This is a genomic window from Sorangium sp. So ce302, from assembly GCF_051530145.1.
Lineage (GTDB): Bacteria > Myxococcota_A > Polyangia > Polyangiales > Polyangiaceae > Sorangium > Sorangium cellulosum_B.
On the sequence record NZ_CP150326.1, the window covers coordinates 8951330 to 8965539 of the forward strand.

11 protein-coding genes are annotated in these 14210 nt (G+C 71.3%); 2 read left to right on the forward strand and 9 right to left on the reverse strand.

The window, feature by feature from the left end; translation table 11 throughout:
- Positions 1-8 precede the first annotated feature (8 nt).
- The 4 genes from WME73_RS33940 to WME73_RS33955 form a co-directional block, all read right to left on the reverse strand.
- Positions 9-1601 (reverse strand): peptide chain release factor 3, encoded by a 1593-nt coding sequence (locus WME73_RS33940; protein ID WP_437740488.1) that lies wholly within the window; start codon positions 1599-1601, stop codon positions 9-11.
- A 384-nt stretch (positions 1602-1985) separates the two neighbouring features.
- Entirely contained in the window at positions 1986-2636 is a 651-nt protein-coding gene (locus WME73_RS33945; protein WP_437912222.1) for a hypothetical protein, read from the reverse strand.
- 185 nt (positions 2637-2821) lie between these two features.
- The gene (locus WME73_RS33950; protein WP_437740490.1) at positions 2822-4687 is read right to left on the reverse strand and encodes an NAD(P)/FAD-dependent oxidoreductase; all 1866 of its coding nucleotides are present in this window, start codon (positions 4685-4687) and stop codon (positions 2822-2824) included.
- 11 nt (positions 4688-4698) lie between these two features.
- Positions 4699-6036, reverse strand: a complete 1338-nt coding sequence (locus WME73_RS33955) for a wax ester/triacylglycerol synthase domain-containing protein (protein ID WP_437740491.1) — start codon at positions 6034-6036, stop codon at positions 4699-4701.
- 179 nt (positions 6037-6215) lie between these two features.
- Here WME73_RS33955 and WME73_RS33960 point away from each other — a divergent pair, with 179 nt between their 5' ends.
- The gene (locus WME73_RS33960) at positions 6216-7154 is read left to right on the forward strand and encodes a LysR family transcriptional regulator (RefSeq protein ID WP_437740492.1); all 939 of its coding nucleotides are present in this window, start codon (positions 6216-6218) and stop codon (positions 7152-7154) included.
- A gap of 39 nt (positions 7155-7193) precedes the next feature.
- Here the strand turns inward: WME73_RS33960 and WME73_RS33965 are convergent, their stop codons facing one another.
- From WME73_RS33965 to pilM, 5 genes are all read right to left on the reverse strand, one after another.
- Positions 7194-9452, reverse strand: coding sequence for a type IV pilus secretin PilQ (locus WME73_RS33965; protein WP_437851574.1), 2259 nt, complete (start codon positions 9450-9452; stop codon positions 7194-7196).
- Between the two features lie 154 nt (positions 9453-9606).
- Positions 9607-10260 (reverse strand): pilus assembly protein PilP, encoded by a 654-nt coding sequence (locus tag WME73_RS33970; RefSeq protein ID WP_437740495.1) that lies wholly within the window; start codon positions 10258-10260, stop codon positions 9607-9609.
- Positions 10257-10895, reverse strand: coding sequence for a type 4a pilus biogenesis protein PilO (locus tag WME73_RS33975; protein ID WP_437740496.1), 639 nt, complete (start codon positions 10893-10895; stop codon positions 10257-10259). Before WME73_RS33975 ends, WME73_RS33970 begins: the two co-directional genes overlap by 4 nt.
- Positions 10895-11539 (reverse strand): PilN domain-containing protein, encoded by a 645-nt coding sequence (locus WME73_RS33980; protein WP_437709480.1) that lies wholly within the window; start codon positions 11537-11539, stop codon positions 10895-10897. The genes WME73_RS33975 and WME73_RS33980 overlap by 1 nt, the downstream gene beginning before the upstream one ends.
- On the reverse strand, positions 11536-12597 hold the full coding sequence (gene pilM, locus WME73_RS33985; RefSeq protein ID WP_012238809.1) for a type IV pilus assembly protein PilM: 1062 nt from the start codon (positions 12595-12597) through the stop codon (positions 11536-11538). Before pilM ends, WME73_RS33980 begins: the two co-directional genes overlap by 4 nt.
- Positions 12598-12891: 294 nt before the next feature.
- Here pilM and WME73_RS33990 point away from each other — a divergent pair, with 294 nt between their 5' ends.
- The gene (locus WME73_RS33990) at positions 12892-14064 is read left to right on the forward strand and encodes a DUF882 domain-containing protein (RefSeq protein WP_437912224.1); all 1173 of its coding nucleotides are present in this window, start codon (positions 12892-12894) and stop codon (positions 14062-14064) included.
- Positions 14065-14210 lie beyond the last annotated feature (146 nt).

Below are 14210 nucleotides of genomic sequence, written 5' to 3' on the forward strand. Positions count from 1 at the left end.
GCGGAAGGTCACACCGGGGAGATCGAGCCGCCGAGCTCGACGAAGCGCGCCTTGGGAAACGCCTTCTGGCAGGCATCGAGCTGCCAGTCGCCCTTGAAGAGCACGACCGGGTTCCCGTGCACGTCGAGTGCGCCGTAGCCGTAGAGGTTCGACTCGAGCTCGGCGAGGGGCACCGGCTCGCCCTCGACCCAGCGGGCCAGGCTGAACGAGAGCCGCTCGATCCGGGCGTCGACGCCGTACTCGGCCGCGAGGCGGTGCTTCACGACGTCGAACTGGAGCTCGCCCACGACCCCCAGGATCGCCTCGCCCTCCCGCCCCTCGGGCGGCCGGAAGAGCTGGACCGAGCCCTCCTGCGCGAGCTGCTCGAGCCCCTTCTTGAGCTGCTTGCGCTTCATGGGATCGATCATGACGACGCGGGCGAACTGCTCCGGCGGGAACTGCGGCAGCGCGGCGTACTTCACGGGCGAGCCGCTGCAGAGCGAGTCGCCGATGAGGAAGAGCCCCGGGTCGAAGACGCCGATGATGTCGCCCGCGAAGCCGTCCTCCACGAGCGTGCGCTCCTGGGCCATGAACTGCACCGGGTTGGTGAGCCGGATGTCGCGGCCGAGGCGCACGTGGTGCACCTTCATCCCGCGCTCGTAGCGGCCGGAGCAGACGCGGAGGAACGCGATCCTGTCGCGGTGGGCCCGGTCCATGTTCGCCTGGATCTTGAAGACGAACGCGGTGAAGCGGTCGTCGTCCGGGGCGATGGGGCCCTTGTCGCTGCCCCGCGGCGCGGGCGGGGGCATGAGCTCGATGAACGCGTCCAGGAACTGCGGCAGGCCGAAGTTGGTGATGGCGCTGCCGAAGAACATGGGCGTGACCTCGCCGCGGGCGAGCTTGTCGCGATCGAGCGCGTCGCCGGCGGCGTCGATGAGCTCGATGTCCTCGCGCAGCTGGCGGGCGCCCTCCTCGTCGAGCGCCTCGACGAGCTCGGGCGCGTCGAGCGACACGACCTCCATCGGGGCGATCTCGGCGCCGTGCGCGACGAGCTCGAAGAGGAAGACCTGCTTGCGCTCGCGGTGATAGACGCCGCGGAACTTGCCGCCCGCCGAGATGGGCCAGGTGACCGGGTAGACGCCGATGCCGAGGACCTCCTCGACCTCGCCGATCAGCTCGAACGGGTCGCGCCCGGGGCGGTCGAGCTTGTTGACGAAGGTGAAGATGGGCATCTGCCGGAGCTTGCAGACGCGGAAGAGCTTCTTCGTCTGCGTCTCGACGCCCTTCGCGCAGTCGAGGATCATGATGGCGGCGTCGGTCGCCATCAGCGCGCGGTAGGTGTCCTCGCTGAAGTCGGCGTGGCCAGGGGTGTCGACCAGGCTCAGGAGCCGGCCCTTGTACGGGAACTGGAGAACGCTGGTGGAGATGGAGATGCCGCGCTCGCGCTCCATCTCCATCCAGTCGCTGACGGCGTGGGCGCGCGCCTTCTTGGCCTTCACGGCGCCGGCGAGCTGGATGGCGCCTCCGTAAAGCAGGAGCTTCTCGGTTAGGGTGGTTTTGCCAGCGTCGGGGTGGGAGATGATCGCGAACGTCTTTCGACGGGCGATCTCGCGGGTGAGCATCGGGTCGGGCACAGCGGCGCGGCAGGATAGAGTCCGTGGGGGCTGCGTCAACCCAAGGGGCGACGGAGCCAGGACGGGCGGCGACGGAGCCAGGGCGGGCGGGGGTGGTGCGCGAGCGGGCGGCGGGGGTCCCCCCACGAACTCGGGCCTTTTGGGGGGCTGGTGCCGCGCTGGACGGGGGACTCGATCGGAGAGGGGGCGCTGCGGGGCGGGCCGGCCCTCGGGTTCGTGGGGCCCACCCCCGCCGCCCGCTCGCGCACCACCCCCGCCCGCCCTGGCTCTTTGTAAGGAGGTTTTTGGAAGAGGCGGGGGCGGACGCTGGGGTTTGTGGTCCCAGCGGCGGTCACGCAGGACGCTTCGTCTCGGGGATTTGTAAGGGGGTCGTTATTTCGGGGCGCGGAGGGAGAGGGAGACGGTGACGCCTACGGGGTCGGCGCTGGGCGTGCCGATGGGCTTGTTCTTGAGGAACTGACGGATGCAGCGCTGCGCGTCGGAGGTGATGCCCCGAGCGTCGAGGATCTCGACCCCCTCGGCGCGGCCGCGCACCCGGACGAGGAACTGGACCTTGATGCTGCCCGACACGCCAGAGAGGCCGCCATGGTCGGCAACACACTTCGCAAGGTCGGGGGCGACCTTTTCGAGCCGCTTGGCCACGTTCGGGACGTCGCCGTTCATGAACTCGGGCTTCTTGATCTCCACGAGAGGGAGCGGGGCCGACACGATGGAGGCGTCAGGCACGCCGCCGTCGATGGGGCCGGCGTCGCCGGGAACACCGCCGTCAGGCGGGGGGGCGCCGCCGTCGGGAGGGGGCGGCTCGGGCTGCGGCGACGGCGGGAGCCAGCCGGCATCCGCCTCGCCCGGCTCGAGGCAGCGCACGAAGCCACGGTGCGGATCCTCCAGCGCGCCGTGCGGACAGCGCGGAGCGCCGCCCCCGTCGGGCGCCGCCGCCGTGATCCACCCCTGCTCCGGCGGCTCCTGCCGCGGCGGCGCGCCGCCCTCGGCGACCGCGCCGACGCAAGCGCCGACAGCGCCCATCGACAGCGCCACAGAGATCGCCCACTGACCGAGACGCCCACCTGCTGCTCTCCACCGCATCGGCCGCTGTGATACTGCGGAACGGGCGCGCGTACAGGAGAAACCGCGGGCAGCCCGTCGAGGCAGCCGCGAGGCGCTCGCCGACGGCGGCGACGACCGCGGTCTCGGAGCCCGCGAAAGCGGGCTCAGAGGGCGATGTGAGCGAGCGATCCCGCCGAAGCGTCCCAGAGCGCCCGCGCCCGGGACAGGGCGTCCGCATGCGCCTTGGTCCCCTCGGCGGGCCCTGTCACGGAGACCACGCCGCTCGCCCCGAGCTCGATCCGCTCGATACCTGCGTCCGGGAGCTCGTCTCGGAGCTCCTTCGTCATCCGCTCGCCGATGCGCTGGAGGAGGCGCGCCAGCCGCTCAGGCGTGATGTCCCGGAACACGAGCACCTGCGGGAGAGGGAGCTCCGAGACGAGGCGAGCGCGGTCGGAGAGGCCCTGCTCGCCAAGCCGCCTCTCGACGAGCGCCGCGAACACGCTCCCGTACGCCCGGTCGACCTGCTCCCGCCGGAACCGCTCGTCGATGGCCGGTCCGAGCCGCGTCTCCAGCTGCGCGACGCCGTTCAGCCCGTTGGCGAAGCGCCCCTCGTTCTGCGCGAAGTACTCCCCCCGCGCGCGCAGGTCGCTCGCCAGCGACGCGAAGTGCTCGCCCATCGTCGAGAGGGCGCGCAGCACGAGATCGGTGAACCTGAGCTCCTCCCGGATCCAACCCACGTCCGTCACCCGGTCGGCCATGAACGGCCAGACGACGAGGTTGTAGTAGTTGTTGAAGTCGAGGAGATACTTCAGCCGATAGAGCTCGAAGCTGCCGAACACCGGATACATGCGCTCATAGAGCCGGAGCGTGCTGTCGTACTTGAACCGGTAGTACGCGTCGTAGGCCGCGACCTTCTCCTCGAACCCGGCGCGGTCGCCGCGGACGTCGGAGAGGATCATCTGCGTGATGAACTCGTTCGCGGTCGCGATGAAATCGGATCCGGGGCTGTAGAAGGGATCGGTGAACGCGCCGGCCTCGCCTGTGACGGCGTAGCGGTCGGTCGAGAAGTACTGCTCCGCGTGGTACGGCAGGTGGGCATAGCTCTGGAAATCCTCGAGCTCTGCCCCCTCGAGCAGCTCGCGCGCGGCGCGGTGGGCGCCCAGGAAGCGCTCGAACTCCGCGCGCGTGCGCGGCCCGGGCAGCGCCCCGGCAGGCGCGTTCCCCGCGCCGATCCGGTCCTTGTCGAACACGACGCCCACGCTCATCAACGCGGGTCGGGGATCCGCGTTCGCGGTCCCCTCCAGGTCGCCAGCGAGCGGGATGAACCAGATCCAGTACCCGTCGTACATGAAGTGGTTCGTCGACAGGTGGCGCGACGTGTACCGCGCGCGCGACCGCCACGCCGCGTCGGTGACCGCATCGAGCCCCGCGACGCCGCGGTAGCGCCCCCACGCGGCCGCCGTGTTGAGCCGCGCCTCCTTGTGCACCTTCACGCCGAGCTTGCGGAAGAGCACGTGCCGCCGCCCGGAGGCGTCGCACACCCAGCGGCAGGCGACCTCGCGCCGCTCGCCGCCCTGCTCGTAGACGACCGTGTGCCGCCCGCGCCCGTCGATCGCGACGTCGACCACCTTGGCGCCGAGCTCGACCTCGGCGCCCGCGGCGCGGTTCATGGTCACGAGATCGCGCTCCAGCCGCGCACGCTCGAGCTGGAAGCTCGGGTGGAACGGCATGTGGTCGGAGCCGATCTCGCTCATCCGGGGCAGCGGGAGATCCTTGTCCGGCGAGTCGAAGAAGAAGCGGAGCCCGTTCTTGGGCAGCTGGTGCTGGTAGAGGTACGTGCCGAGGTTCAGCCGGCGAACCATGTAGTTCGCCGCGACCTCCACCGTGCTCTCGCCGACCTTGTAATCCTCCATCACCTCGGCGGCCTCGAGCACGAGGACCCCGAGGTCGGGGCACGCGAGGCGGAGCTGCCGCGCGAGGAAGCCGCCGGCGATGCCGCTGCCGATGATGACGATATCGAACGTGCGCATGACGAGAGCCCTTATACCGCGCCCCCGCCCGGCGGCGCGGGCTCTCCGAGCAGCTCGGCGCGGAGCGCGCCCGGCATCGCCTCCGCCTCGTCCGGGCGGAGCAGCCCGTCGCCGTGGATGATCGACGCCGAGAGGCGACCGCCGAAGCGGCTGAAGATCACCTGGAAGCCGGGCGGCGCGACGACCGCGGGCAGCGGGTACGCCGAGCGCACCGCGAGCCCCGCGAACCGCTCCACCGTCACCGCGCCGGGGTTCGAGACGATCAGCGAGGCGAGCTCACCCTGGAAGGGCTGGTCCCCCAGCCAGCGGTAGATCGGGCCGGGGAGCCAGCGGGCCAGATCGAGCGCGGCGATCATGGCGAGATCGAGCCTGTCGCGCACCACGGCGCGCTGCTGCTCGGCGAGGCGGGCCACCGCGCGCGCGTCGTCGTGGAGCTCGTCGCGGCCGAGCGAGAGCAGGGCCATCGTGAGGTGATTGCCGAAGAGCCGCCGCGCCCCCCCCTTGGGGTCGAGCGAGAGGGGCAGCGGGATCACGTGGTGCGGCGGGGCGAAGCCGCGGCCCGCGAGCGCCCGGTCGGCGAGCCGCGTCGCCGCGATCAGCATGAGGCTCGTCTCGGCGAGCCGCGCGCGCTGGCGCACCCGGAGATCGAAGGCGCGGGTCTCCTCCGCCGAGAGCGTGAGCCGGAGGACGCGGGAGGCCGAGGGCCGCACCCCAGGACAGGCGCGCGCGAGCGACAGGATGGGCGCGCGGCCGAGCGACAGCACGTGGGCCTTGTACGCGCGCGCCAGCGCGACCCGCTCGTCGCGGTCCATGGCAGCCAGCAGGCGCTCCGGCGCGTCGTGCCGCTCCTGCGGCGGCGGCGGATCGTCGGGCGCGTCGCCGCTCCCGGAGCCCAGCCAGGCGGCGAGCCGATCCGCGCCCCTGCCGTCCGTCAGCGCATGGTGGTGGCGGAGCACGACCGTATCGCCGTCGCCCACCTCGCGCACGACGTCGAGCGCCCACGGCCGCTCCGCGGAGGTCCGGTCCGCGAGCAGCGCCTCGAGGCGCGCCGCGCGCTCGCGCTCGCCCGCCACCTCGTGGAGGCGCAGCCCGGGGGCGCGCCGGTGGTGATCGACGACCCAGCGGGGCCGCCCCGCCCGCCCGAGCACGCTGTTGTCCAGCCGGAACCGGAGCTCGGGGAGCGCCCGGGTCGCGCGCTCGAGCCGCACCGCGAGCCGCGCCAGATCGAGGCGACCGTCGAGCTCGATCACGAACAGGCAGTGGTTGCCCGCCTGGCCGCGCGATCGCATGGCGCGATCGTTCATGAGGTGGAAGAAGTCGATCCCCCCGAGCAGAACGGGCGATGTCATGGTCTCCGCGAGGCACCGCCGATCAGGGGGGAGCCGCGCGCGACCCTAGCAGCCACGCAGGCCGCACGACAGCGCCCGCAGGCGGGGGATCACGCATCCTCGCCACGCACGCCGCGCGCCCGCGCAAGAAAACGAAAGTATCCACATCATGGATACATGGTTCATCCTATATTCTCGGAGTGAATCTTTCGGCGATCGACGTCAACCTGGTGATCGCGCTCGACGCCTTGCTGCAGGAGCGCAGCGTGACGCTCGCGGCCCGCCGGGTGGGCCTCAGCCAGCCCGCCATGAGCCACGCGCTGACGCGGCTGCGTGAGCTCTTCTCCGACCCGCTGCTCATCCGGGTCGGCCGGCAGATGGCGCTCACCTCGCGCGCCGAGGCGATGACGCCGCAGGTCGCCGCGATCGTCCACGATCTCGCGGGCCTCTTCGGCGAGACGACGCCGGCGTTCGACCCGGCGACGAGCGATCGCACCTTCCGGATCGCCGCCACGGAGTACGTGGAGCTCGTTCTCCTGCCGCGGCTCAACGCGGCGCTGGCGCAGGGCGGACCGAGGCTCGCGCTCCACCTGCTCCCGCTCGACGGCCGCGCCGTCGACGCGCTCCGGAGCGGCGAGATCGATCTCGCGATCGGCGTCTTCCCGCAGGAGAGCCTCCCCTCCGACCTGCGCCGCGCGCCCCTCTTCGACGATCGCTTCGCGGGGCTCGCGCGCATGAGCCACCCCACGGCGCGCGGGCAGGTCGATCTCCAGACCTACGCGGCCCTCCCGCACGTCGTCGTCCCCAGGCGCGGCGCCCACGACGGGGTCGCGGACGATCTCATCACGGCGCGCGGGATCGCGCGCCATGAGGCCATGACGGTGCCGCACGTGCTCCTCGTGCCGCACGCCATCACCGCGTCGGATCTCGTGGCCACCGTGGCCACACGCCTCGGCAGGGCGTTCTCCAGCCTGGTGCCGCTCCGCACCTTCGACCTGCCGTTCGAGCTGCCGCCCATCGAGATCGCGATGGCGTGGAACAGCCGGACCGAGGGCGATCCCGCGCGGACGTGGCTGCGCGGCGTCGTGACGGACACCGCCCCGAGCCCGCGGGAGGCGGCCCGGCGCAAGCGCGCCTGAGGGGGTTCAGGGCGCGGCGAGGCGCGCCGCGCCCCGGGGTTACCGGCCGAGCGCCTCGGCGCGGTTCACGATGCGCGGCGTGAGGAAGATGACGAGCTCGTTCCGTACGTCGCTCGCGCGGCGCCGCTGGAAGAGGAGGCCGAGGACCGGGATGTCCCCGAAGAACGGCACCTGATCGAGGTTCCGGCCGGTGTTGCGGGTGAAGATCCCGCCGATCACCGCGGTGTGCCCGTCCATGATCAGGAGGTCGGTCTCCGCCTCGCGCTTCAGGATGGTCGGGTCGCCGCGAGCCGACGTCTGGTTGAAGTCGGGCTCGTCGCGGTTGATCTTCACGTGCATCGCGACGCTGCCGTCCGAGGTGACGTGCGGCTTGACGAGCAGCTGGAGCTTGGCCTCCTGGAAGGTCGTCTGCACGCCCTGGGCGCTGATCTGCGAGAACGGGATCAGCGTCCCCTGGCTGATCCGCGCCTCCCGGTTGTCGAGCGTGAGGATGCGCGGGCTCGAGACGACCCGCAGCATGCCGCTCGCCTCGGCCGCGGAGAGCCGGACGCCGAGGTTGACGGTGTTGTTGATCGAGCCGAGCGTGAAGCCGAGCGCGCCGCCCTGCCCGGCGCCGACGATGGCCGGCAGGTTCACCGCGAAGTTCGGGTTCGAGACCTGGCTCGCGAACGGCGAGAGGCCGCCGGTCGGGCTGTTCGAGTCGGTCGCGCCGCCGGCGATGCCGATCGCCGAGGGGAAGACGAGCCCCGTCGGGTTGCCGGTCGCCGCGCTGAACGTCCCGTCGCCGCCCCACTGGATGCCGATGTCGCGCACGTAGCGGCTCGTCGCCTCCACCACGCGCGCCTCGATCAGCACCTGCGGCGTCTGCGTGTCGAGCGAGCGGACCAGCTCCTCGATCTGGTTCAGGTTCCCCGCGACGTCGCGCGCGATGAGCACGTTGGTCCGCTCGTCGACCGCCAGCGAGCCGCGCGGCGAGAGCATATCCTTCGAGCGCTCCTGGAGGTCCTTCGCCTCCGCGTAGTTGATCGGGATGAGCCGCGTCTCGAGCGGCGCGAGCTGGAGCTCGCTCTTGCGCCGCGCGATCGCGAGCTCCCGCTCCTTGTTGAGATCGGCGATCGGGGCGACGCGGATCATGTTGCCCTGCCGGACCACGCCGAGGCCCTTGGCCTGGAGCACCGTCTCGAGCGCCTGGTCCCACGGGACGTTGCGCATCCGGATGGTGACCGTGCCGGTCACGTTGTCGGCGGTCACGATGTTGACCCGCCCCACGTCGGAGATCAGCCGGAGGACGTTGTGGATGTCCGCGTCCTTCAGGTCGAGGTCGATGCGCCGCCCCGTGAACCGCCGCTGCTGCCCGGCGATCGCGGGCATGAAGGCGCCGGCCTGGTCGGGCTCGACGAGCGACTCCTGGCTGCTCGCCGCGCCCTCGAACGAGGTCTCCACCTTCGGCGCCCCGTCGTCGAGGAGCGCCTCGCGCGCCACCGTGCGGGTCCGCCTCGCCGCGCCGCCGTCGGCGGCGATCCCCGAGAGCGTCGTGGGCAGCGCGCCCTTCGCGACGCTCAGCACGAGCGCGTTGCCCTCGCGCGCGACCACGCCCGAGGCGCCCTCGACCTGCTCGACCTCGACGACGACCCTGGAGCCGTCGCTGTTGCGCCGGAACGTCGAGATGGCCCGCACCGGGCCGCCGAAGGCGCCGACGTCGAGCTTGCGCTGGAGGGCGTCGGGGAGCCGGACGCCGCTGAGCTCGATGACGCGACGCCCCCCCTTGCCGGTCGACTCGCGGTAGCCCGGGATCGACGAGAGCTCGATGACGACCCGATCGAGCGTCGCCTGGTGCTCGAAGCGCACGTCGGTGATCGTCGCCGGCTCGCGCTCCGGCGCCGCCGCCGCGGGGCCGGCCGGGGCCCGCGCCGCCATGGGCGCCGTCGCGTCGGCGGCGGCGAGCTCGATGACGAGCGCGCCCTGCTCGGCGCGGATCCGGTAGGCAGCCGGGCGCGCGAGCTGCACGAGCACCCGCGTCGTCCGCTGGGTCGCCTTGCCGAACCCCTGCGTCATCACCCCGGCCACGATCGCGTTGCCGCTCGTGATCGCGCCGGAAGCCCCGCCTGCCTCGGCGCCCTCGAGGTCGATGAGGAGCCGCTTGCCGCCGTCCGCGACCCGCGCCGAGAAGCGCGGCTCGCCGGTCGTCGCGACCACGATCTCGGCCTTGCCCTCGTCCGGCGCCGTGAGCCTGACGTCGCTGACCTTGATCGGGGCGGCGGCGTCTGCGTCTCCCGCAGGAGCGCCGAGGATCAACATCACCCCGAGTGCCGCAGCACGGCGAAGCGCGCCCCGCCTCGGGCGATAGTCTCGATTGCTCTTCATTGCACTCCCGCTTCGCGGTGACGCGAGATCTGCGTCACGCTGCCGGGAGGCTACTTCGGGTGCCCGGCGCGGGCCCAATTCGTGGCGGTCACGGGGCGCCGAGGGCCGCCTCGTTCTCCTCGCCGAGCGGCCTCAGCGCGATCACGCGCGTGGTCGGCGGGATCTCCGGGTGCGACGGGTCCTCGCGGATGAAGACGACGTCCGAGTCGCGGATCCGATCGATGCGCCAGTTGACGGCCACGTCGACGCCCGTGGGGCCGCCCGCGTGCACGATCTCGGCCTTGCCGACGAAATCGCCCACCTTCACCACCCACCCGAGCCCCGTGGGATCGGTGAGCAGCGCGCGGGCGGGCGCGCGCGAGACGACGCCGACCAGCCTGAGCTCGTCGAGCGCAAAGCGATCCACGAGGACCTGGCGCTGGATCGTCACCCGACCCCGGGCCTGCGTCGCGAAGAGCGACTCGAAGCTCCGGAACGGGTCGCGGCTCCGGTCGCTCTCGGAGAAGTCGGCCTCCTGGAACTCCCGGAGCGGCAGCGGCGGCAGCTCTGGCGCGCCGGCGTCCGCGGCCGCGGACCCGGCGCCGGCCGCGGGCGCGCGCGGCGGCGAGGCGGAGGCCGGCGCCCCGGGCGGGCGCGGCTGGGTGGAGGAGGTCATCGGCTCTTCCTCCTCGCACCCCGCGAGCGCGAGGGCCGCGGCGGTGGTCGCCCCGAGGGCGAGCAGCATCATCCGGCCGGCCTTCACCGCACACCTCCGCCGCTGCGACGCTTCACGCCGCTCGTCGCGGTCTCCCCGGCGCGCACGGCGCGAAACGCGGTCGCGAGGCACTCCACCTTGACCTCCACGTCGCTCCCCACGACCTTCGGCTCCTTGATCTCGACCTCCTCGAGGTTGATGATGCGATCGAGCTGACCCACGCCGTGGAAGAACTTCGCCACCTGGTGGAACTTGCCGGAGAGCGTGAGCTGCATCGGCACCTTGGAGAAGAACTCCTGCGGGATCTCCTCGGTGGGGCTCCATGACGTCAGGTTGACGCCGGAGACGGTCGCGACGCCCTGGATGGCCGAGAGGAAGGCCGGCGTCTCGGACTCGTCCGGGAGGATCTTCTTCTGCTCGCGGCTCATCTGCTCGCGGCGGGTCTTCTCGTCGAGGTCCTTCTGGTAGGCAGCCTTGGACGCCTGCGCCTTGGTGAGCTCCGCCTGGAGCACCCCCTGCTTCTGCGCGGCGCCCTCGATCTGCGAGTCGACGTCGGCGTAGAAGCCGACGAAGTACAGGATGCCGACGAGCGCCGCGAAGAGCGCGCCGACGCCGAGCTTGGCGAGCGGCGGCAGCCGGTCGAGCGCCGAGCCGGCCTGCACGGGCATGGGCTTCGTGGCCATCAGTACCTCACCTTCAGCTGCAGCGCGAACGAGACGAGCTCGAGCCGCGACTCCTTCTCGTTCTCCTTCTTCCCCGGGAGCAGCTGCACGTCGTAGAAGTACGAGGACAGCTTCAGCCGCTGGGCGAGCTCGTAGACGTCGGTGCCGTCGCGCGCGAGCCCCTCGACGCGCACGGTCCGCTCGGACTCGACGTAGCTCGTGAGCCACAGCCGGCGGCTGTCCCAGGACGGGTTGTAGACGGCGAGCGGGTTCTCCTTGCGGAGCTGCGCGAGCTTGTCCGGGTCGGCGGTCGGCCCCTTGCCGTTCGTGAGCAGCTGCGCGAGCTCGAGGAGCACCGCGGTCGGCCCGCTGCGCGCGGCCTGGAGCTTCGCGATCGCGTCCTCGCGCGCGCGCAGCACCTCGAGCGCCTTCTTGATCTCCTCGTGGTTCGCCACGAGCGTGCGGATGTCCTGGATCTGGCTCTGCAGCAGCGAGTTCTTCCGGTTCTGCTCGTCGAGCTCCTCGACCTTCGTCTGGTGGAAGAGGAAGAGCGCGACGATCTCGAGGATCACGACGCCGAGCGTGACGAGCAGCCACCGCTGGCTCGCCTGGGGCGCGGCCCCGCGCGTGCCGCGCCGCTGCGGGAGAAGGTTGACGCGAATCACGAGCGCTTCTCCCGGTCCTTGCGCATCGCGAGCCCGAGCGAGACGCAGAACTGCGCCGCCCGGAGCCGGAGCAGCTCCTGGTTGACTTCCTTCGCTTCCACGGTGATGCGCTCCATCGGCTGGATCAGCTCGACGGCCACCCGGGCGCGCCGCCCGATCGCGGCGGGCAGCGCCGGCAGGTTGGACGAGCCGCCGGTCAGGTAGATGCGGTGCATGTCGCCCTCACCGCTCGTCGCCAGGAAGAAGTCGAGCGAGCGCTGGATCTCCCCCGCGATCGAGTCGCACACCTGCTCGATGGTCTCGATGACCTGCGCGGGCACGCCGCCCGGCCCCGAGGTCACGCTGGCGCACTTGAACTCCTCGGCCTGCTCGAAGCTGATGCCGAGCTTCCGCTGGATCTGCTCGGTGATGTAGTTGCCGCCGTTGCCGATGTCGCGGGTGAACGCGCTCGCGCCGCGCGACACGATGTTGATCGACGCGAGGCTCGCGCCGACGTTGATGATGGCGAACGTCTGGTCCGGCGGGATGCCGCGGTTCACCTCGAACAGGTTCTGGACGGTGAACGCGTCGATGTCGACCACCATGGGCTTGAGCTTCGCCGTCCTGGCGATCTGGGTGTAGTCGTTGATCTCGTCGCGCTTCGCGGCGACGAGCAGGAGGTCCATCTGCCCGGCCTCGGGGCGCCGGCGCAGCACCTCGTAGTCGACGTGGACGTCCTTGATGTCGAAGGGGATGTGCTGCTCGGCCTCCCACTGGATCTGCTCGTCCAGCTCGGCGGCGGTCATGAGCGGCACCGTGATCTTGCGGATGATGACCGCCTGGCCGCTGATGCTGAGCGCGATCTCGCGCTGGCGGATCTTGGCCTCGGAGAAGGCCCGGCCGAGCGCCTCGACGATGGCCTGCGCGTTCATGACGTGGCCGTCGACGATGGCCTGCGGCGCGAGCGGCGCGTAACCGAGCCGCACGAGGCCATAGCCCCTGCGGCCTTCCTTGATCTGAGCGATCTTGATCGCGCTCGATCCGATATCGACCCCGATCAAGTTCTTGCCTTCCGACATCCCGTCCGTCCTGCTCCGCGCCCGCCGTGGTGAAGCAAGGGAAGCCCGGGCTGCGTTGCCCGGCTCCCGGGCGCCCGATCCCCTGTGATCGCCTCTGGTCGCTTCTGGCGAAGCTTCGCACCACCGACGATCGCTGGGCAAAAAACCGCTTTACGCTCGCCTCCCGCCCGCCTATCGAAGTTCGATATGCGGTGCGGCGCCGCCGGCTCGGGCCGGCGAGCGCGCGCCAGCCCAGGGTAGCACCGTCCGGGGCTCGGTCGTCGGGCACGGATGACGTCAGGTCAGAGTCCCCTCATGCATCCGGAGTTCTCCCGTTTCTGCGGCATCGGCCCCCGCGCCGGGGCCGCGATGGAGCCCACCTCTTGGTCATCGCCGCCGTCGCGGCTGCGATGTGCGCTCGCCGCCCTCGCGGCGGCCTTTCTCCTGAGCGCCGCGCCCGGCGCGGCGCTCGCCGAGGACGGCCAGCACACGGTCTACGCCGGGCAGACGCTCGGAAAGATCGCGAAGCGGTACCGCATCACGGTCGACGCGCTCCGCGAGGCGAACGGGCTCAAGCCTGGCCAGCGGATCCATCCGGGCCTCGTCCTCGTGATCCCGGAGCGGGGTGAGCCCGGCGCGCGCGCGCGGTCCACGCGCGCCGCGCCCGGCCGGGCCGCCGCGCTGCGCGACGAGCGGGAGCGGAGCCGCGGCGCCAGCGCGAAGGAGCGCGACGCCGAGGGCCGTCCCCCTGGGAAGGGGTCGACGAAGAGGGACGGGGCGATGCCGCCCAACAAGCGCTATGCGCAGCGCCCCAAGCGCCCCGGATGGGTCCGCCTGGTGCGAGGCGCCGAGCGGCTGGACGTCCGGCTGCTCACGCCGAAGGGGCGGCTCGTGCCCAAGGCCCTCCCCAAGCTCAGCCGGCTGATGCGCGCGTCCCCCACCGCCTCGATTCCCATCGATCCGCGGCTCGCCACGCTGATTGGCATGGTGAGCGACCACTTCGGCGGCAGGCCCCTCCGCGTCGTCAGCGGTTATCGCCCCTACTCACCCACCCAGTACACCCCGCACTCCAACCACAACCACGGTCGCGCCGTCGATTTCATGGTCGAGGGCGTACCCAACACCGTGGTCCGCGATTTCTGCCGAGGTTTCCGCAACGCAGGTGTCGGATATTATCCCAACTCTACGTTCGTTCACCTGGACGTCAGATCAGATAAAGTGTACTGGGTGGATTACTCGGGACCTGGAGAGGCGCCGCGCTACGGGGGAGCGAAGGGTTCTGTTGCGGCCGATGAAGCGGCGCGCGATGTCCCCGTGTCCGCAGAAGAAGAGGTATATGGGTCAGGCGAGCCCCGTGTCCCTCAGCCGCAACCCATGAATACTACAGGGACAAACTCGGACACGGTGCGCGGCGGTAACGAGACGGAGAAGGTCCTGGGGTCAGGTTCACCCACCCCTGCTCCTGAAACTTCGCCCGCGAAAAGGTGAGCTGTCCCGGCCGCTGGCTATAATCCACACACTGAACATCCGCACCAGACACAATTGCACGGCTCTGCCTTGCACGCTGCGAGAGTTGTGGCACCAATCCTCCTCACGTGCAGCAATCGACCCGACTGCAGCGGGAGGGGCTCGCT

Excerpts from the sequence above, each read along its gene's own strand:
- WME73_RS33940 (WP_437740488.1), bottom strand. The coding sequence starts at position 1,601 with ATGCTCACCCGCGAGATCGCCCGTCGAAAGACGTTCGCGATCATCTCC.
- WME73_RS33975 (WP_437740496.1), bottom strand. The coding sequence starts at position 10,895 with ATGGCCACGAAGCCCATGCCCGTGCAGGCCGGCTCGGCGCTCGACCGG.
- WME73_RS33955 (WP_437740491.1), bottom strand. The coding sequence starts at position 6,036 with ATGACATCGCCCGTTCTGCTCGGGGGGATCGACTTCTTCCACCTCATG.
- WME73_RS33945 (WP_437912222.1), bottom strand. The coding sequence starts at position 2,636 with ATGGGCGCTGTCGGCGCTTGCGTCGGCGCGGTCGCCGAGGGCGGCGCG.
- WME73_RS33965 (WP_437851574.1), bottom strand. The coding sequence starts at position 9,452 with ATGTTGATCCTCGGCGCTCCTGCGGGAGACGCAGACGCCGCCGCCCCG.
- WME73_RS33950 (WP_437740490.1), bottom strand. The coding sequence starts at position 4,687 with ATGCGCACGTTCGATATCGTCATCATCGGCAGCGGCATCGCCGGCGGC.
- WME73_RS33990 (WP_437912224.1), top strand. The coding sequence starts at position 12,892 with ATGCATCCGGAGTTCTCCCGTTTCTGCGGCATCGGCCCCCGCGCCGGG.
- pilM (WP_012238809.1), bottom strand. The coding sequence starts at position 12,597 with ATGTCGGAAGGCAAGAACTTGATCGGGGTCGATATCGGATCGAGCGCG.